The following is a 20,441-nucleotide window of genomic DNA, read 5'->3' as shown; positions in this document are numbered from 1 at the left end:
AGCAGGTGTAGGGGCTAATGGCAATTAGCCCTTGAAAAAGAGCAAATTAGGAATTAATCCCTTGCCTTATCTATTTAAGTTTCGCAAACCCTCTGCTGGCGCGAGCTTGCAGCTCGTGCCTACTATTAAGTAGAGCCTTTGGCTCTTTATAGGAGCTACAAGCTCCATAATCATTAGGTACGAGCTGCAAGCTCGCACCAGCGGAGGTACGAAAAATTAGCATGAGCAGGTGTAGGGGCTAATGGCAATTAGCCCTTGAAAAAGAGCAAATTAGGAATTAGTCTCTTGTCTTATATTTACATCCTAAAATATGATTGACTATAATCACTATAGAAATACATCAGAAATTCAATAAAAAATGAAAAAAAATACCTTCTCAAAAACCGCCCTTTGGGCTTCTCTTTCTCTTTTGGCAGCTTGCGGCAACCCTCCTAAGGAAACTCCAGCCAAAACCGAAGAAAAAGGCCTTGACATCTCCGCTATGGACTCCTCTGTACGTCCGCAAGATGACTTCTACAACTATGTCAATGGTAGCTGGATGAAAACCGCTAAAATCCCAGCCGACAAAACCTCTTGGGGTACCTACTACATGTTGGACGACATTACCGAAACCAACTGCCTCTCTATCTTAGACGACCTCGTCAGCAAGCAGTATTCCGATGGTAGTGAAGGCCAAAAAATCCAAACCCTCTACAAGCAGTACGTAGACTGGGATACCCGTAACAAACAAGGTCTTAGCCCCATTGAGGGACAATTAGCCCAGATTGATAACATCAAGTCCCTAGCCGACCTCCAGAAATACTTGGAAGAAGCCACTCGCCTAGGTAACAATCCTATCTGTGCATGGGGCGCCTATGCCGATATGAAAGATTCCAATACCAATGTGGCCTATCTGAGCAATTTCTCTATCGGTATGGGCAATGACTACTACCAAAAAGAGAGCCAAAGCAACACCGAAGCCCTACAGAAATACGAGGCCTTCGTCGCCCAAGTATTCAAGGCTATGGGAGCTCAAAACCCCGAAGAGAAAGCTCAAAAACAAGTGGCCTTTGAAAAAAGCCTTGCCAAACTCATGCTCACCGTTGAGGAAAGCCGAGACCCTAACCTAAGCTACCACCCTCTCAGTGTGGAAGAGTTGGGTTCCATGGTCAAGAATATCAATCTACCACAACTGCTCAAGAATGTTGGTATGGGTGAAAACAAAGTTATTGTCTCCGAATTGCGCTTGTATAAGGACTATGATAAGTTTATCAACGCCAACAACTTACCTCTGCTCAAGGACTACCTAAAATACATGTTGGTACTAAGCAATATCTCTAACCTCAATGAGGAATTGGACAACCTTTCCTTTGAGTTTTATGACAAATACCTACGTGGCCAGCAGGAACAACGCTCTATCCAAAAGCGTGCCTTCTCTCTTATTGATGGGTCCTTGGGTGAGGCTTTTGGTAAACTCTATGTAGAAAAATTCTTCCCTAAAACCTCTAAGGATCAGATGCTTACTCTTATCAGCTATCTAAGAAAGAGTTTTGCCCAGCATATCCAAAACCTCTCTTGGATGAGCGAGGAAACCAAGCAAAAAGCCTTAGCCAAATTGGACAAACTCAATGTAAAAGTAGGCTATCCCGACAAGTGGGAGGACTATTCCAAACTCAACATTGACCCCAAAGCTACCCTTACCGAGAACCTACAACACCTCTCCCAATGGTACTACCAAAAGAGCCTAGACGAAGTGGGCAAGCCTGTGGATAAAACCAAATGGGGCATGACGCCACAAACTGTCAATGCCTACTACAGTCCTCTCTACAACGAGATTGTTTTCCCTGCCGCTATCCTGCAAGCCCCTATGTTCAACCCTGAAGCTGACCCAGCTGTGAATTTCGGTGCTATCGGGGGGATCATAGGACACGAGATGACCCATGGCTTTGATGACAGCGGTGCCCAATTTGATGCCGATGGAAACCTACAAGACTGGTGGAGCCCTGCCGACCGTGCCAATTTCGAAAAAGCAACCCAAGCATTGGCCAAACAATACGACCAATATGAACCCGTAAAAGGAATCTTTGTCAATGGTATCTTCACCAATGGGGAAAACATTGCCGACCTTGGCGGTGCCAATATCGCCTTTGACGCCTTACAAATGTATCTCAAAGATCATGGTGATGTAGCCAAAATTAGCGGATTTACCCAAAACGAACGCTTCTTTATCGCTTGGGCTACCGTATGGCGTTCCCTTACCACCGACCAGAACCTTACCAATCAGGTTAAAACCGACCCTCACGCCCCTGACTACCTCCGTGCCTTTGCCCCTCTAACCAATGTGGATGCTTGGTACCAGACTTTCAATGTCAAAGAAGGCGACAAACTCTACAGAAAACCTCAGGACAGAGTCAAAATTTGGTAACCCAAATAAGTGACGAGAAAAATAAGAGAAGAGAGAATAGTGAACAGTGAAAACGCCCTTAGAGGACTTTCCATTTTTCATCTTTCACTCTTCTCTTTTTATTTTTTACTTTCATTTCGTTCTACAAATATTAACAATTGATCATTAACAATTAACAATTAATCTTTGTATCTTTGCCGCTCATTATTAAGGTATCCAAAAGCACCTTTATTAATTATTAATCATTAGTTACTAGTCATTATCAAAGGATGTTAGTAGACAAATTTATTCCTAAGCCCTACACTCAGAAGGTAGAGGCAGCCAAAGTGCAACATCGTGCACCGAGCAATATTGCCTTGGTGAAGTATTGGGGAAAGAAGGGTGAACAAATCCCTATGAATCCCTCTATCAGTTTCACACTCTCTGATTCTTACACTGAAACCATTATGGAGATGGCCCCTCGTACCGATTTTACTACGAGCTTCCAGATTGATTTCTATTTTGACAAAGAACCCAAGGAAAATTTTCTCCCTAAAATAGAAACTTTCTTTACCCGTATCCGCAACTATATCCCCTTTCTTAGAGACTATTACTTTATTGTACGTACCCGCAATTCCTTTCCTCATAGCTCAGGGATCGCCTCTTCTGCCAGCGGTATGGCTGCTTTAGCCGTTTGCCTAATGAAGATAGAAAAACTCTTCGCTCCGGAGATGAGTGAGCAATTTTTCTATGAGAAAGCCTCCTTTTTAGCACGCTTAGGTTCTGGAAGTGCCTGCCGTAGTACCTATGGCGGTATTGTCATGTGGGGCGCCCATCCGGCCGTACCTGATAGCTCCAACTTTTATGGTGTCCCCTTAAAAGACACCCATGAGGTATTTGACACCTACCAAGACACCATTCTTCTTATTGACAAGGGACAAAAGCCCGTGAGTAGCTCCAAGGGACACAAGCTCATGATAGACCACCCCTACGCCGAAGCGCGTTTTGCTCAAGCAAGACAGAACATCACCCTGCTGAGAGATGTGCTCTCCCAAGGTGATCTGAATGAGTTCAACAAAATCGTGGAAAGCGAAGCCCTCGCCCTACATGCCATGATGCTCACCTCCAACCCTTATTATATACTGATGCGCCCCAATACCCTATCGGCTATAGAAAGAATATGGTATTTCCGCGCCAGTACCAACACCCCCATCTGCTTTACCCTCGATGCAGGTGCCAATATACACCTGCTCTACCCCGAAGCCGAAAAATCAAAGGTGCACCCCTTCATCGAAGAAAAACTCAGACCCCTATGCCAAGACGGAGATGTTCTCTTTGATCACGTAGGCAAATAAGAGTTAATTCTCTCATATTAAGACACTTATAACAAATAAAAACCTATCTATAAAGAAAATAGGCCAATTGTTGAAAAAAAACATAAAAAACTCTTGCTTTTTTCGTCTAAAAAATGTAATTTTGTTGGACATAAATAGCAAGGGTTTTTCCCTTGTTTGCTAATTCCTATAGCCTATGAAAACTGAGTTTATTACTGCCAAGCGAGCCCTGATTCTGTTAGTGGCCGTACTGCTCTCAGGGGCGCTTATGTTATGGCTCCCCTACGAAGCTAAGACCAACAAAGGTCTAGCGCTACTAGTCTTAGTAGCTATCCTATGGCTTACCGAGGTGATCCCTATCACCATTACAGCCATAGCGGTACCAATCCTTTCCGTCATCTTAGGATTGGTAGATACCAAGCCCGCACTGCAACATTTTGCCAACCCGACCATCTTCCTATTCTTTGGAGGATTTGCCTTAGCGGCTGCACTGAGCGTCAACAAGTTGGACAAATACATTGCTTACAAAGTGCTGTCCCTTGCCCGTGGTAATTTCCTATGGGCTGTCCTATTGCTCTTTTTGGTAACCGCTGGTCTCTCTATGGGAATTAGTAACACAGCTACTGCAGCTATGATGATTCCTCTAGGTATCGGTTTGCTCAAGGGCTTGCCTTATGAGCAGAACAAAGGCTCCTACTGGTTCGTGATCTTAGGGATTACCTATTCGGCCAGTATTGGGGGTATGGGTACCCTTGTAGGTAGCCCTCCAAATGCCATCGTTTCTTCTAACTTGGGCGTAACTTTCCAAGAATGGCTATGGTATGGTATGCCTGTGGTAGCAGGATTATTGCCTCTTACAATACTTACCTTGTATATTCTCTTCCGCCCTAACCTAAAGGTTTCTATGGACCAAGTCAAAGGCGATGATCATAAGGAAGAACCACTCAATAGAAAACAATGGGGTGCTATCATTATCTTTGCGCTTACTGCCTTATTTTGGATTTTCTCCACACAGGTCAACCCTATACTCTCTGGTCTTTTCGGATTGGAAAAAATAGGTGATTTTGATAGTATAGTCGCCCTGACAGCTGCTATCCTCGTTTGTACCTTCAACATCGTAAGTTGGAAGAATATTGAGGAAAATACCGACTGGGGTGTACTCCTACTCTTCGGAGGGGGGCTTACCTTGAGTGCTGTCCTAGGCTCCTCTGGAGCAAGTAAGGCTTTGGTAGAGACTATTGTGGAACTTATCCGTAACCAAAACCACTTTATCATAGGTCTTTTGGTAGCTACCTTTATCATATTCCTCACCGAATTTACCTCCAATACAGCCAGTGCTGCGCTCTTGGTACCTATCTTTATCTCCATTGCCAAGGAAATAGGCGTGCCTGAAATCGGTTTGGCGATGATTATTGGTATTGGTGCCTCTTGTGCCTTCATGCTCCCTGTGGCTACCCCGCCTAACGCCATTGCCTTTGGTACGGGACTCATCCCTCAGAAAGTCATGCTCAAGGCTGGATTTTGGCTCAATATCATCAGTATATTGTTCATCAGTATCATAGGATACTATTTCTGGGGAGGAAAATAATTAATGACTATTGACAAGTGACTAATGACCAATCCTCCCTGCTTCATTAGTCACTTGTCATTATAAAAATTTATCATTTGTCATTTGTCATTTGTCATTATTTTTTCGTATTTTTGCACTCGCAAAGAATCTGTTTAATATCCAGTTATGGCCAACCTTAAAGAGATACGCAATCGTATCAACTCGATAAGTTCTACCATGCAGATAACCAGCGCAATGAAAATGGTGTCTGCCGCTAAGTCCAAAAAAGCACAAGAGGCTATCCATGCCATGAAACCTTACGCTAATACCTTAGGGAACCTCCTTAAATCCCTCAAGAGTGCCTTGGGCACTACAAACCCTTTCCTGCCTCGTGAAAAGGGAGAAAAGCGTATTCTTGTGGTGGCTATCACCTCCGACAGAGGGTTATGCGGGGCTTTCAACTCTACTATAGTAAAGCATACTCTATCCCTTTTGGAGAAATACGAAGGAAAAGAGGTGGAAATACTCACCATTGGTAAAAAAGGAAATGATATTCTCAAGAAAACAGGCAAAGTAAGTCGCTATTGCGAAGGTTTCTTTGACCATATGGACTTCCAAAAGGTAGCTACCTTAGCCCAAGAGCTTATGGACGCCTACACCAAGGGCACTTATGACCGTATCATCTTAGTATACAATAGTTTTAAGAACGTTGCCACTCAGATTCTCACCGAAGAGGTATTCCTGCCTCTACAACTAACCACAGAAGAAGAGCAAGAAGAGAGCGACTTTATCTATGAGCCATCGGCTGAGGCCATCATAGAGGGGCTTATTCCTAAGCATCTTAAGCTACAGCTATACAAGGGACTTCGTGATTCCCTAGCGGCCGAACATGGGGCACGTATGACGGCTATGCACAAGGCTACCGACAACGCCTCTACTCTCCGTGACGAACTCACTCTTACTTATAACAAAGCCCGACAAACGGCTATTACCAACGAAATCCTTGAAATTGTCTCCGGAGCCAATGCCCTAAACAGTTAATGAAGACTTGTAAGATATATAAAGGAGCCATTATCATTAATGGTTCCTTTGTTTTTGAAATGTTAGGTGGAGATTTCTCCACTTTCGCCAAGGGCGCCTATAAGCATTTAGGAATTGATTATCCCAAATTCTTTAAGATGGATGCTCTTAGCAAACTAGCTTTCTTGGGGGTCGAATACCTCCTTGAAGGGTTCTCTTCGGAGGAAAAAGAAGGCTTAGCGCTTGTTTTTGCCAATCATTCAGCAAGTTTGGATACCGATCTTAGGCACCAAGAGACCATACAAGACCCCAATAACTACTACCCCTCCCCTGCTATTTTTGTTTATACACTCCCCAATATTTGCTTAGGGGAAATAGCTATTCGTCATGGCCTTAGGACAGAGAGTAGTTTCTTCATATTTGACCAATATCCAAGCGAATTTTTCTCTCAATACAGCCAATACCTATTGCAGGCAGGCAAGGCTAAGAAAGTCCTCTGCGCATGGGTAGAACTCATGGCAGAAGACTATTGTTTAACTATCAATATAATGGAATAAGAGTCTTAGTACTGGTATTCTGTCCAGCTACGTGTATTACCACTTGTTCTTTCATTTACCTCGGTGGGATAGCCTTGATCATTTTTCTGATAGGTGAAGACAGATGAGCGATTTTCTTCAGTAATAGGAGAAGTGGTCGTCCATTTGGTTAATACATTTTTACTAAACGTCTCAGGGGAATAGGTTGTACTTTCATAAAAGTAAGTCTTAACCAATCTAGTTTCTATAGATAAATTAGGATTCTTTATAGAGAGGTCATACTCATAGACCGTTTCCACAGTTCGTTTTACTTGTCCATTAGCTTCCTTGAGTTGCAAAACTTCTTTGACAAGGTTTCCTCCATCCTATAGGTAATAACATTTGATTCCCCTTGACTAAGTGCTTCTGTTCTTACGACTAATGCTGAGTGACTAATGATTGATAATGACAGTAAAAGGTAAAAAGTGGCGTACTTTTCACCTTTTACTTTTAACTTTTAATCTTTTATCTATTTTAGTAGTGGAAGTGTTCGCTTTCGCCCATAAGAGGGTGGCGTTTTTCTACTAATGGAGCCTTGGTAAGGGTGTAGAATGTTACATAGGTGAATAATCCGAAGAAGAATAACAAACTTCCAATTTCGGCAGCTCCTATACTCCATTCGCGTCCTACGGTGGCTGGCATAATCATATTGAAGAAATCCATATAGTGTCCTATAAGAATCACTACAGCCATAGTTCCTACTACCCAAGGTTTGCGCTTGATATCAGAATCAACCAAGATGAGCAATGGTAGAAGGAAGTTGATGGCCAACATTCCCAAAACAATAGGCTCAAAGTTCTCCAAACGTGTTACGAAATAGGTAACTTCTTCTGGGATATTGGAGTACCAATACAATAGATATTGAGAGAACCAAAGGTAAGTCCAGAAAATAGAGAACCCAAATAGGTATTTGGCCAAATCGTGGAGGTGACTGTCATTGACATGTTCTAAGTAGCCTTGGTTCTTAAGTGTTACAGTAACCAAGATGATGGCAGCGATAGCACAAGTGATGAAGCTACCAAATACATACCAACCAAAGAGGGTACTGAACCAGTGTGGATCTACACTCATCACCCAATCCCAAGACATCATGGACTCAGTAACGAGGAAGAATACCAAGAAGCCCGCAGACCACTTAAAGGCTTTGATGAACGGACGGTTATCGGTTGCCTCGTCTTGCTGGAGGGAGAGCTTACGAGTAATCTGTCTGTAAGCGATCCAACCCAAGAGATACACAGCAGCACGCACGAGGAACATAGGCACATTCAGGTAGCCTGTTTTGCCCTGTATCACGGTATCATGCGCTACCACTTGAGGATCCATCCAGATGAAGAGATGATTCAGATGAAGACCTGAACATACAAGCAATACAAAGAAAATCAAAGCCCCTACAGGGAGGTAACCTGTGATTCCTTCCATTACTCTAAAGAGAATCGGTGCCCAACCAGCCTGAGCGGCACGGTTGATAGCATAGAAAGCTAAGACCCCTAAGCTGATGAGCAAAAAGAAGAGTGCCGCTACATAGAGGGCAGCCCAAGGCTTATTCTGTAGCATGTGAAGCATGTGTTCCAAATGCGCAGGATCGTGAGCTGCTTCGCCCCCCTGATGGAGGTCGGCTACGGAACTGGGGGTCGCTATAAAGCTATATATGACTGCTACAAGCCCCACTATCATACTAATGAGAGCTGTTAGCTTTATTTTACTTGAAAACGAATACATAATTCCTTTTTCTTAGGGGTTATTTATTAATGAGTTTGTTTCGGAGTTGCTCCACATATAAGGCTACTTGCCAACGTTCTTTTTCAGTAATCTGAGAAGCGTAGGAGCCCATAGCATTACGTCCGTAATAGATTACATGGTAGATGCTTCCTTGGGTAATCTCTCTGTCCTTATAGTTAGGCACGCCCAAATATTTGTCTCGTTGCACGAGGATACCCTGTCCGTCGCCTTCGGCGCCATGGCACACCATACAGTAGATATTGTAGAGGGCAGCCCCTTCTTTGATATTGCTATCTAGGGCAAGGCTATCGGCTACAAGCGGGTTTTTAAGATTGGCCTTAGCATCCTCATAGCCCTCATTGGTATTAGGATAGAGGTAAGGCATCCAACCACGCTTGATGGTATGTTCTGGAGGGAGTTGCGCTTCCATACCGCCCTTGAGTGCTTTGTTCCCCTCAGGCGCCTCTTGGTAGGTTTCGTAGCCTACAGGGAAATACATATCGGTATCAGCCATATACTGGTAGTTCGGCTTATCCTTGTGGAAACAAGCGGTAAGCGAAAGGGCGACTACGGATAAGGCGAATATATATCTTTTTTTCATATCTGAATTGCTTTTTTATCTGCTATTTTTACCTCAACGGCACCGGTGTCTTGTAGGAGTTTGACAAGCTCAGAGGTATTATCATCGGCTTGTACTTCCATAAGGAAATGGTCATCGGTGGTACGTGGATCCGGATTCTCAGCCTTTTTGTAAGGATATAGCTTACTACGCATGTAGAAAGAGATTACCATAAGGTGAGCGGCAAAGAATACCGTAAGCTCGAACATGATAGGTACGAAAGCGGGTAGGTTGGTTATATAAGTAAAATTAGGCTTTCCTCCTATGTTACGAGGCCAGTCATCAATCATGATGTACTTCATCATAATGGTAGCAACCACTAATCCTATACATCCGTAGATGAATGAAGCTATGGCAATTCGTGTAGGCTTTAGTCCCATGGCCTTGTCTAATCCATGTACAGGGAAGGGTGTATATACTTCCTCTATCTTAAGGTTGGCCTGGCGAACCTTTTTGACAGCGGAGAGGAGCACATCATCGTCATTATAGAGTGCTTGTACTACTTTCTTACTCATAACTAATGTGAATTATTAGGGTTAGTGTCTCTTAATTTTTTATATTTTTCTCCTGAGGACTTCAAGATAGATTTTACTTCGGCTTGTGCTATCACAGGGAAAGTACGTGAATAGAGCAAGAAGAGCACGAAGAAGAATCCGATGGTTCCTGTATAGATACCTATATCAATCAGTGTAGGAGAGAACATGCTCCAAGAAGAAGGCAAGTAATCACGGTGCAAAGAGGTTACGATGATCACAAAACGCTCGAACCACATCCCTATATTTACTACAATAGAGATACAGAAAGAGAAGAGGATACTGCGGCGTAGCTTCTTGAACCACATGAACTGAGGAGAGAACACGTTGCAAGACATCATCATCCAATATGCCCACCAGTAAGGCCCTGTGGCACGGTTTAGGAAGGCGTATTGCTCATATTCCACTCCTGAATACCAAGCTACGAAAAGCTCGGTGATATAAGCACAACCTACGATAGAACCCGTGATCATTACCACTAAGTTCATCAGCTCAATGTGCTGTAGGGTAATATAGTTTTCCAAATTAGACACCTTACGCATGATGATAAGGAGCGTATTTACCATGGAGAACCCAGAGAAGATCGCCCCAGCCACGAAGTAAGGCGGGAAGATAGTGGTATGCCAACCAGGGATTACAGAGGTCGCAAAGTCGAAGGATACGATGGTATGCACGGAGAGTACCAAAGGGGTAGCTAGTCCTGCCAATACCAAGGATACTTCCTCAAAGCGTTGCCAATCCTTAGCACGACCACTCCAACCGAAGCTCACCAAGCTATAGATTTTCTTTTGGAAAGGTTTTACCGCTCTATCGCGTAACATAGCGAAGTCAGGCAAAAGTCCTGTCCACCAGAACACCAAGGATACAGAGAGGTAAGTGGAGATCGCGAACACGTCCCAAAGCAAAGGAGAGTTAAAGTTCACCCAAAGCGAACCGAATTGGTTTGGTATAGGTACAGTCCAGTAGGCCAACCAAGGGCGTCCCATGTGGATAATAGGGAAGAGACCCGCCTGTACTACTGAGAAGATGGTCATCGCTTCGGCAGAGCGGTTGATGGCCATTCTCCATTTCTGACGGAAGAGTAACAATACGGCGGAGATTAGGGTACCAGCGTGACCGATACCTACCCACCATACAAAGTTGGTGATGTCCCAAGCCCAACCCACGGTCTTGTTCAATCCCCATACGCCTATCCCCGTAGATACGGTATAGACGATACAGCCCAATCCCCACAAGAAAGCAGCGAGGGCTACTGAGAATACTATCCACCAAAGGCGATTGGCTTTCCCTTCAACAGGGCGCGCTACATCCACAGTAACATCGTGGTAGGTCTTGTCGCCTACTATTAGTGGATTGCGTATAGGTGCTTCGTAATGCGATGCCATATTTTTTAGTTTTGAGTTTTGGGTTTTGAGTTTTGAGTTAGCTAACTAAGCACTCAAAACTCAAAATTATTAACTATATTAATCGTTGTTTCTTACTTTTACTTGATAGAATACGTTAGGACGGGTACCGATGTGTTCCAAGAGGTGATACATACGGTCGTTCTTGCTGAGTTCTACGATAGGATCTTCTGGGTTGTTCATGTCTCCAAAGGTCATTGCCCCTGTACCACAAGCAGAAGAACAAGCACAAGCGTCGTTGAACTCACCTACTTTCACCTGGCGATTTTCACGCTTAGCACGTAGGATAACGGCTTGGGTTTCTTGGATACAGAAAGAACATTTTTCCATCACCCCACGAGAACGTACCACTACATCGGGGTTGAGTACCATCTTACCATAGTCATCGTTCATGTGGTAGTCGAACTCGTTGTTGTTGCTATAGAGGAACCAGTTGAAGCGACGTACCTTGTAAGGACAGTTGTTAGCACAATAACGAGTACCTACGCAACGGTTATAAGCCATGTGGTTTTGTCCTTGTACCCCGTGAGAGGTAGCCCCCACAGGACATACTGTCTCACAAGGAGCGTTGTTACACTGCTGGCACATTACAGGCTGGAATACCACTTGTGGATTATCAGAGGCCACTTCCATTTCCCCGAAAGTAGAGAGTGATGCGCTAAGGCCTTCGATACCTTCTACTTTTTCCAAATCGCCCTTGAAAGTCTCTTCAGAAGAGTAGTAGCGGTCTATACGCAACCAGTGCATATCGCGGGAGCGTCTTACCTCACTCTTACCTACCACAGGTACATTGTTTTCAGCGTGGCAAGCAATCACACAAGCCCCACAACCTGTACAAGCATTTAGGTCAATAGAAAGGTTAAAGAAGTGTCCTGTAGAGTAGTCATATTCTTTCCAAAGCGTTACAGAAGTTGCTTTTACTTCCTTGTGATCTAGGGATACTTCAGGCTTTTTGTTCCACTGGTGGGCATCCTTGGTCAAGAACTCTTCTAGAGAAGTTTCTTTAACGATGTCGCCACGCCCCATAAGGGTATTGTGGAGCTGGATACAAGCATATTCGTGAGTACCATCTACCTTTTTGATAGAGGCAACTGGTTGTACATTGTTGAAATTGTTGTAAAGGACATAGGCATTGACCCCTATTTGCATTTCCTTTTTCATGGCCGCCTTTCTTCCGTAACCGAAAGCGAGACCTACAGAACCTTTGGCCTGACCAGGTTGGATAAGTACGGGCACTTTGAGGGTGACATCGCCTACTTGGATTTGGGCATAATCTCCGTCCAAGGCGCCATTGGCTACATGCCAATTCTTGATACCCAATTCTTTGGCATCGGCGGCGGACATGGTCAGATAGTTATCCCAAGACACACGGGTGATAGGGTCAGGTAATTCTTGTAGCCAAGGGTTGTTGGCTTGTTGGCCATCACCAAGACCTGTTTTGGTATATAAGGTTAGTTCAAAGCTTTCAGCAGGCGCTGCAGTAAGGGCAGCTACCATAGGAGTTGTATCCAAGGCCTCTGGTTTTTCTCCAAGCAAGGCTGCTTCCTTGCGGTAGAAGCCATCATGTTGAGCTTTTTCCCAAGCATCGCCTTCGGCCAGCACATTGGCTTTCCAGAACGCTTTGATATATTCGTAGTAGTTAGCATCCTTTCCGCTCCATTTGAGCAATGCTTCTTGGAACTGGCGTGTATCAAACAGCGGACGGATAGTAGGCTGCATAAGTGAGTAATAGTCGATACGCATACGCACATCGCCCCAAGACTCCAAGTAGTGAGGAGCAGCAGCAAGATAAGTAGCTTTCACAGCTGTTTCGTCGGCACGGAGGGAGAAATCCACAGAAGTTGCTACCTTAGCAAGGCCAGATTCGAATGCTACCGCATCGGCAGCGGATAGAGTGTATAATGGATTTACATTATTGATGATAAGCACCCCTACATTACCCGCATTCATATCGGTTAGCAATTGCTTGAAAGCAGCGGCATTACCTTGGCGGATATATACAGGGTGGGCAGGATCAAAGGCTGCACTGTGGAGTACCTCTTCGTTGATCTCAAGCACCAAGCTCTGTGCATTCACGTCCTGAATACCTGTTACGACAACGGCTTTGCTACCTGCTTTTTTAGCCTGTTCGGCTGCTTTCTTTACAGCTGCTTCGGCACGCTCAGGAAGAGAACCTCCTACGGTCTTTCCAGTGAGGTAGCCGTAGAACTTAGCCAAAGCTACCTTAAGCAAGGCAGGTTTCAGTGCTATACGCTCATCGGCATTAGCACCAGAGAGGGACATATTGCTCTCAAACTGGAAGTGCTTAGACATTCTACCCTCTTTGGTAGGGATACGTCCTTTGGCATATTCCTCTTCGTAGCCTCCTTGCCAATCGGCGATAAAGTCAGCCCCGAAGGAGATAATTACTTGAGCTTTGGAGAAATCATAATCGGCTAAGGCACGCACACCGTATTTCTTTTCAAAGGCCAATACGGCAGCTTCTTCAGAAACGGCATCGTAGGTTACATGCTTAGTTGTTGGATATTTTTCGGTGAATTCCTTGATTAGGTTCTCTGTAGAAGGACTCGCAAGGGTACCGGTAAGCAATACGATCTGCTTCTGTTGAGCAGCGGCATCGGTAAGCGCTTTTACCACAGCACTATCAAGGGTATCCCAAGTGATATTTTCAGTACCTTTTTGAGGATTTTTGGCGCGCAAGCTATCGTACATAGAGAGTACGGAAGCCTGTACACGTGCATTTCCACAGCCACGGTAAGCCGCTTCGCGGTTATTTTCCACACGGATAGGGCGCCCTTCGCGGGTTTTGACAAGCACAGAAGCGAAGTCAAACCCATCGGCCATGGTAGTGGCATAGTAGTCAGGGATACCTGGGCGTATCTGTTCGGGTAGGATCACATAAGGGATTGCCTTATGTACAGGGCCTTCGCAGGCTGCCAAGGCCGCAGCAGCGGTAGTGAATCCCACATACTTGAGGAAGTCGCGGCGGGTGGTAGCACTCTCCTCCATCGCCTCTTGGTTACTTAGGAACTCGTGTTCGCCTGAATATAAGGTAGGGAGCTTATCGACAAACTCATTTTGATGAATTTGCTCTATCACAGGGTTGTTCGTATCCAACTCCTCTACACTTCTCCAATATTTTTTTTCTGATGACATGTTCTTAATTGTTAATTGTTAATTGTTAATTGTCAATGAACCATGAATCGTCATTGGTCACTCGTCATTAGTCATTAATCATTAAACATTATTAGTAGTGGCACTTACCACATTCGAGACCGCCGAGTTCGGCGATGGTGAGCTTTTCTTTACCATATTTCTTAGCCAATTGCTCATGTATCTTTTCGTAATACGGATTGGCATCATTGACATTGGTAGTGCGGTGGCAGTTGATACACCAGCCCATGGTAAGAGGAGCGTGTTGCTCAACCACTTCCATAGTCTGTACATCACCGTGGCACTGTTGGCAAGCTACTCCCGCTACGGTTACGTGCTGAGAGTGATTGAAATATACATGGTCAGGAAGGTTATGGATACGCGTCCATTTCACTGGTTTTTGAACTCCTGTATATTGTGCATTTTCAGGATCCCAACCTACAGCATCATATAGTTTTTTGATTTCTCCATCATAGAACTCCTTAGTATATTGGTCTGTTACAGGGCCTGTATACTCTTCTATGTTCTTATGGCAGTTCATACATACATTGAGCGAAGGGATTCCTGCTGTTTTGGAAGTACGTGCCGCAGAGTGGCAGAACTTACAGTCTATCTGGTTATCGCCAGCGTGTATTTTGTGAGAATAGTGGATTTCCTGAATAGGTTGGTATCCTTGGTCTATACCCACTTGCATAAGGTATCCATAGGCAAAGTAGGTAGAGGAGAAGAATAAGATAGCAATAAGGCAAGCGGTGATGATTTTGTTTTTCACAAAAACATTCCACAAAGGATAATATTTGCTTTGCTTTAGATATTCTTCGTTGTTGTTCTCTTTGGCCAATTTCTTTACCTCGCGGTTGGCTTTTACTACAAAGAATACGAGCAAGGCAAGGAGTAAGACAGAGGCAGAGAAGAGCACTATGGCAAGGGACTTATTAGAAGTCTCTTTCACAGGTGCTGTTGTAGTGGCAGCTGCATCGCCTGTGGCAGGAGCAGCACCAGCGGCAGCAGTAGCATCACCAGCGGCAGGAGCAGCAGGGGCAGCCGCTGCATCGGCCTTAGCAGGGTCAGCTACATAGGCCAATACATTGTTGATGTCCTCATCGGAGAGGATACTCTCGTAAGCGAGCATAGGCACCTTGTTGTACTCCTCAAAGATAGCAATTGCATCCTTGTCACCAGCGGCGATGAGGGCTTGGCTATTTTTGATCCACTTGTGTAGCCATTCGGCAGATTTTTTCTCGGTAACGCCCCCAAGAGGAGGACCTACCAGCTTTCCTTCCAACTTATGACAAGCGGCACAGTTGGCCTTGAACAAGTCTTTCCCCTTGGCGGGGTCGCCTGAAGCATCTTGTCCAAACAAGTATATAGGGAACAGCATAGCTACAAGCCATAACGCTCGCCATGATCCTCCCTTATAATTTCTACTCTTTTTCATAAAAAAGCTATTAAAAACAAAAAACTATCTATTCTTTTTTTCTTTGTAGTTCTATTTTCTACACTCTTCTTCCTTGTAACCAAAGGCCTTGAGCATACCTACTACTACGCTGCAAAAGTACAACTTCTTAATGTAATTTAAAAGGGTTTTTAAGTGTTTTATTGTAATTTGTAAAAAGTCTAAATAATGATTAATGACTGATGATTAATGACTGATGATTAATGACTAATGATTAATGACTAATGATTAATGACTAATGACGAGTGACGAGTACTTTTCATTCTTCACTTTTCATTCTTCACTTTTCACTTTTGAGTTCTTCTGAGGTGAAATGGAAGAGTTCGTTTCCCTTTTGAACATAGATGCTCTCAGCCACATAGAAATAAGTGCCTGTATCCAAGTCCTTGACTAAGCCTATGTTTCCTATAGATCCTCCTATAAAAAACTGCAAACATACTCTGTAATGTGTTAGCTTGAGTACTTGTGCTGCATAAGTGGCTACTTCTTCTCTAAAAGAAGGATTATAAGAGGCAATTCCCTTATTATGTTGTTTGTAAATATACTTTACAATAGGAAAAAGGTCGTCAAACTGCTCTGCATCCTGAGCTAACTGCTTATCTTGCTTGAGATTTCCTGTACTTTTGATCAGGTAAAGTATTCCACTTGGTGAAAAATAGACATAGTACTTACCCAAATCGGTATCTATTTTTTCATGTTCAGCTTTCTCACATCCTTCTCCATAAGCGGAGAAAGTATCTACATGAAAAGATAGGTAATGCCTATCTACCCTCTTATAAGTACCTTTAGTAGAGACAAAACAATCCAGTCCACAAGGGGCAAAATAAGAACTATAAAAAGTCTTATCCTTAGCAAAATCTATGAGATAGCCTGCTGTTGCTTTGGTTGTCTTTTGCAAACGGTATATCTCCACGGGGTTTCTTTTTCCAAAGAGCTCAAGGGGATACCACACGCCTATTATCTTATTTTGTGCGAATGCTGAGGAATATACGCCTAAGAGGAGTATAAGTATTATGCGTTTCATATTGGTTTTATTTTTAGGTACAAAGTTAGTGAAAATTTATGGTTGATTTATCACTTGTCATTATTAAAAAATTCCTTGAGTTTGCCTTCTTTTTCATAGTTATAGAGTGCCTTCATCACCCAAGCGGGGGGATACTTGCCATGGGTGAGGACAAAGATGTTCTTGACGGCCTTGCTCACTGGGTATAGCAGGGTCATCAGCTGGAGGGTGCTCTCAAAGAGTTCGCCTGTGTGGCTCTCGGCCAAAGGGACTTTTAGCAGTGCCAAGAGTATATATACCGCAGCGATGACCCCAAGCATCTGGGCGCTTTTCTTTAACAGCTCCGACAAGGAAAAAGTACGCTGGCGCAGGTGGTAGGCGACCCCGACAAACATATTGACCACAAGGGCTACTCCCAAAGCTACCAGAAAAGCCTCATGGGTCTGTTGCCAAGAGTGGAAGTAGCGGTATAGGAGCATAACAGGGGCGCTGCGAGAGAGCGTTTGCCATAGGTAATACAGCCTATCTCGCAAGGCTATGGACGTATCGGAATGATACAAAAGGACTAAGGGGACGAGAAAAAATAACATAGGATAATTTGTTGATTAGTTGATTAGTTGATTTGGCGATTTGCTCATTGTCTCATTGACCAATTGCCTCATTGCCTCATTAAATTAGTTCTTGAATATGCGCGGTGATCTCCACTTGGGCGGCGGCTTGCCTCAGGGGTGTATGTAACTGAGCGAGGTAGGCCTTGAGAATGGCCAAGCGCCGTGATAGGTAGGCATCAAAGATTTCGCGCTTGTCCTGCACCTTGAGCGAGGCGTCGAGGAAAAGGAGCTTGAGGGCGGCACCCGATGGGGGCGACATGGATTGGACACTTTGGTAGGAGATGTCGGGGGTCTGGGTGAGGGTGTAGATCATACGCAGCAGGGTGTCCATCTCCAGCTTGACCGATTCGGGGGCATTGTGCCAAGAGATGTACTGCATGGAGGCGTCCTTGTCGCCCTCAATGATAGCCCCTGGTTCGCCCTTCTGGCTCCAGCCCTGTATGTTGCCCGTGACAAAGAGCTTAGGTGCGGCATGGTAGTCGTTGGTTTCGGCGAAATTGGACAAGAGGTGTTCCAGTCGCTCAATGAGTGGATCTACCTCTTGGGTTTCCCTATGGGGTTGGTGGGCATATACTATAGGTATCTTACCGATAGGATTGGGCTTGGGATAACCCTCTTCTAAGAGGTATTGACCTGATACCATACGCCATAGGTAATGTTCGGTGGCTGTGTAGGTCTCAAAGTAATCGGCAAGCTCCCCTACGCTTTCCCCCTGAGGGTTGAGGCTCTTATAGGCGCGGGAGAAAGCGGTCATATCACCAGTGGCGTCAAAATAAGGGTAGAGCGTATCGCCAAAAGCAGGCGAAAACAGACTGCAACGGAGCTTGAACTGGCAGGGGAACCCATAGTCATAGTGGGTAGCAGTAGGGACGGGGTACCACAGCTCGGCACATTCGCCAAAGGAAAAGGTCGCGCGGGCAATACGTCGGTTTAGGCTGTTGTCCTTGGCTTGGGCGAGGATTTTGAGGATAGCCTTGTAGGCCTGTTGGTGCTGCTTATCCTCACTGTCGCACTCATAGCGCACAGGAGTACCAAAGAGGAAGGCTACCGAGCGCTTGATGATAAGCTGCTGCAAGGGCAAGGCAATGCGGGCAACACGCTCAAGGCGTGTGCCTTCGGAGGTCTGTACCTGCTTATCTCGCCTCAGCACGGGGTCATTGACGGGGTGCAAGGCTGGGTTGAGGGCTTTCTGCGCCTCTACAGGATTAGGTAAGGGGGCGTTACGCCCTGATTTGAGTAAAGAAATATCCAACATAATTAAGTGAATAACGAAAAGTGAAGAGTGAAGAGTTATTAGTGAAAAGTGAAGAGTGAGCGCCTGAATAGCGTTTTTCACTATTCACTTTTCACTATTGGCTTAAATCCTTCCGAACATCTCCGCCACGCTGACTCTCTTGGGGGGCTGGCGGCACTCAATGGAGCCTGTAAGGGCATCGGGGGCATCGTCATGGGCGTTGGTGCCCACGCGGAGGTAACCCGTAAGGTCACGAGCAAACTTCGGGAAACGCTTTTTCCAGTCCAGAGGCATCTTGATGAGCTTTTGCACCGAAGCAGAAGCGGCAAAGATGCGCGCTGTCTTATTCTGATTCTGATGAAAAGAATTAAAGCGCGTCAGTCGGTTGCCTGTGTCCCATGAGCGTTGTTGCAGGTTGCTGACAAAGAGGTTGCCGCCGTTGTTGCTCTCAATATGACAGCGCTCCACTTGGTGTTGCTGCAACATATAAGTTAGGGTTGTTTCAGTAACCTCCATAGGGTCTTTGGTGTAGAGCACATCTGTAATATAGTTGCCGTCCTCTGCCTCTTTGTAGAACAAAGCGCATAGGTAGTCCGCCCCACTATCAGCAGCGTCAATATATGCTACGGAGTAGGAACGAGAAGGCAAGTCGGTATAACAAGTAAATTCCTCATACATCAACCCTTGGGAAGGTTGCGGATTTTGTTGGTATAGACTTTCAAAAACAGTTGGGGAGCGACCTTTGATTTCAAGCAACTTGCTTAGGCTATGTCGTTCAGGCCATAGGGGTTCTCCTTCTGCTCTGGGGTCTTGTTCGCTCGGCGGCCTGTTCTGTATAGCGGGAAAGCTGACTAATAACCAACCTTGCGGATTTTCTATAGGGTCATATACACCCTCTTGTTCGAGCAAGCGTCCTGCTAAATCTTCCATGTGCCAGCGGGTAAATACCAATAGTTGTTGGCTATCGTTGTGCAAACGTGTGGAGGCTACTGTATCGTACCAATCGGCTACGTTTTGGCGAATTACTGGCGACCAAGCGGACGATGCATCTTTGTACAAGTCGTCCATAATCAGCATATCCACAGGTTCGCCAGTTAGGGAACCTCCTACGCCAATCGTCTTGAAACTCCCTTGGTAGCCTACAATCTCACACTCATCGGAATTGCGGGCGTAGTTACGGCTTCTTCTTCCTTGTTCTTGGTAGCTTGCCTGACCAGCAAGGAGTGTTTGAGGAAACAACTCATAATAGCGGTCATCGTCCATGATACGTTGGAGTTCGCGGTTGAACTTACGCGCTTTGATAGCATTGTAGGAAACAATAGCAATACGTTTGTCTGGGTCTTGTCCTAAGACGAAAGCGGGTAGGCGGCGGGTCGCTCCCTCGCTCTTACCGTGTTGGGGCGGCATGGTGATCATCAGTTTTTTGATTTCTCCCATAGCAAAGCGCGTCAGCACCTCGTAATAAGCGAGGTGAAAAGGGGCGGGGGCAAAAGAAGGGAGCGTATGGCGGGTGAAGGAGAGGAGGTTCCTCTCCCCCAACCCCCTCTCCGAAGGCGAGGGGGCTACTAAGCAGGCGAAGGCTTCGGAGGGGTAATTGTTGTGAGCTGTATTGTGTTGGGGATATTGGTGTTGAGCAGGTGTAGGGGCAAAGTCCGCGGGAGCGGAGTATGTGAGCAATTCGCCCTTATTTGATAATTCGCTCTCTGTATATTCGTCATCGTTGTCGTTATTGGTCGTGTTATGTTGGGCGAATTGCCATTCGCCCCTACGATGGGACGCTGTCTTATCAGGCGTTGCCCGCTTTTCACTATTAACTTTTCTCTTTTCACTTCCTATAGCCCATCCTTCCAAGCGCATAATGATACGGATA

16 protein-coding genes are annotated in these 20,441 nt (G+C 45.1%); 5 read left to right on the top strand and 11 right to left on the bottom strand.

Annotation, left to right across the window (positions count from 1 at the left end):
- The first annotated feature begins 358 nt into the window (after positions 1-358).
- From HMPREF1154_RS12305 to HMPREF1154_RS12285, 5 genes are all read left to right on the top strand, one after another.
- Positions 359-2,404, top strand: coding sequence for a M13 family metallopeptidase (locus HMPREF1154_RS12305; RefSeq protein WP_009642941.1), 2,046 nt, complete (start codon positions 359-361; stop codon positions 2,402-2,404).
- A gap of 248 nt (positions 2,405-2,652) precedes the next feature.
- Positions 2,653-3,717 carry a diphosphomevalonate/mevalonate 3,5-bisphosphate decarboxylase family protein gene (locus tag HMPREF1154_RS12300; RefSeq protein ID WP_009642934.1) on the top strand — a complete coding sequence of 355 codons (1,065 nt, stop codon included), beginning with the start codon at positions 2,653-2,655 and terminating at the stop codon, positions 3,715-3,717.
- Positions 3,718-3,892: 175 nt separating this feature from the next.
- Entirely contained in the window at positions 3,893-5,284 is a 1,392-nt protein-coding gene (locus tag HMPREF1154_RS12295; RefSeq protein ID WP_009642940.1) for an SLC13 family permease, read from the top strand.
- A 147-nt stretch (positions 5,285-5,431) separates the two neighbouring features.
- A complete protein-coding gene (atpG, locus tag HMPREF1154_RS12290; RefSeq protein WP_009642931.1) occupies positions 5,432-6,286 on the top strand; it encodes an ATP synthase F1 subunit gamma in 855 nt (284 codons plus the stop codon).
- Positions 6,286-6,822 (top strand): hypothetical protein, encoded by a 537-nt coding sequence (locus HMPREF1154_RS12285; protein ID WP_009642926.1) that lies wholly within the window; start codon positions 6,286-6,288, stop codon positions 6,820-6,822. Before atpG ends, HMPREF1154_RS12285 begins: the two co-directional genes overlap by 1 nt.
- Before the next feature lie 5 nt (positions 6,823-6,827).
- On the opposite strand, the gene HMPREF1154_RS12280 is transcribed toward HMPREF1154_RS12285, so the two are convergent.
- The 11 genes from HMPREF1154_RS12280 to terL all read right to left on the bottom strand — a co-directional run bounded on the left by HMPREF1154_RS12280 (position 6,828) and on the right by terL (position 20,440).
- Complete coding sequence (locus HMPREF1154_RS12280) at positions 6,828-7,139, bottom strand: hypothetical protein (RefSeq protein WP_009642936.1); 312 nt, start codon at positions 7,137-7,139, stop codon at positions 6,828-6,830.
- A 175-nt stretch (positions 7,140-7,314) separates the two neighbouring features.
- The gene (locus tag HMPREF1154_RS12275) at positions 7,315-8,559 is read right to left on the bottom strand and encodes a hypothetical protein (RefSeq protein WP_034567517.1); all 1,245 of its coding nucleotides are present in this window, start codon (positions 8,557-8,559) and stop codon (positions 7,315-7,317) included.
- A gap of 19 nt (positions 8,560-8,578) precedes the next feature.
- Positions 8,579-9,160, bottom strand: coding sequence for a c-type cytochrome (locus HMPREF1154_RS12270; protein WP_009642927.1), 582 nt, complete (start codon positions 9,158-9,160; stop codon positions 8,579-8,581).
- Complete coding sequence (locus HMPREF1154_RS12265) at positions 9,157-9,693, bottom strand: DUF3341 domain-containing protein (protein ID WP_009642929.1); 537 nt, start codon at positions 9,691-9,693, stop codon at positions 9,157-9,159. The genes HMPREF1154_RS12270 and HMPREF1154_RS12265 overlap by 4 nt, the downstream gene beginning before the upstream one ends.
- Before the next feature lie 2 nt (positions 9,694-9,695).
- Positions 9,696-11,096, bottom strand: a complete 1,401-nt coding sequence (gene nrfD, locus HMPREF1154_RS12260; RefSeq protein WP_009642928.1) for an NrfD/PsrC family molybdoenzyme membrane anchor subunit — start codon at positions 11,094-11,096, stop codon at positions 9,696-9,698.
- Positions 11,097-11,174: 78 nt separating this feature from the next.
- The gene (locus HMPREF1154_RS12255; protein ID WP_009642933.1) at positions 11,175-14,270 is read right to left on the bottom strand and encodes a TAT-variant-translocated molybdopterin oxidoreductase; all 3,096 of its coding nucleotides are present in this window, start codon (positions 14,268-14,270) and stop codon (positions 11,175-11,177) included.
- Positions 14,271-14,361: 91 nt separating this feature from the next.
- Positions 14,362-15,705 (bottom strand): c-type cytochrome, encoded by a 1,344-nt coding sequence (locus tag HMPREF1154_RS12250; RefSeq protein WP_009642937.1) that lies wholly within the window; start codon positions 15,703-15,705, stop codon positions 14,362-14,364.
- A 298-nt stretch (positions 15,706-16,003) separates the two neighbouring features.
- On the bottom strand, positions 16,004-16,747 hold the full coding sequence (locus HMPREF1154_RS12245; protein ID WP_009642939.1) for a hypothetical protein: 744 nt from the start codon (positions 16,745-16,747) through the stop codon (positions 16,004-16,006).
- A gap of 50 nt (positions 16,748-16,797) precedes the next feature.
- On the bottom strand, positions 16,798-17,316 hold the full coding sequence (locus HMPREF1154_RS12240; RefSeq protein ID WP_009642935.1) for a hypothetical protein: 519 nt from the start codon (positions 17,314-17,316) through the stop codon (positions 16,798-16,800).
- A gap of 79 nt (positions 17,317-17,395) precedes the next feature.
- The gene (locus HMPREF1154_RS12235; protein ID WP_009642930.1) at positions 17,396-18,592 is read right to left on the bottom strand and encodes a phage portal protein; all 1,197 of its coding nucleotides are present in this window, start codon (positions 18,590-18,592) and stop codon (positions 17,396-17,398) included.
- A 102-nt stretch (positions 18,593-18,694) separates the two neighbouring features.
- The gene (gene terL, locus HMPREF1154_RS12230) at positions 18,695-20,440 is read right to left on the bottom strand and encodes a phage terminase large subunit (RefSeq protein ID WP_232212004.1); all 1,746 of its coding nucleotides are present in this window, start codon (positions 20,438-20,440) and stop codon (positions 18,695-18,697) included.
- Between the last annotated feature and the right edge of the window lies 1 nt (position 20,441).

Origin of the sequence: Capnocytophaga sp. CM59 (assembly GCF_000293175.1) — a bacterium.
In the GTDB taxonomy this organism is placed as follows: Bacteria; Bacteroidota; Bacteroidia; order Flavobacteriales; family Flavobacteriaceae; genus Capnocytophaga; species Capnocytophaga granulosa.
This window is presented reverse-complemented; position numbering and strand designations above follow the sequence as displayed.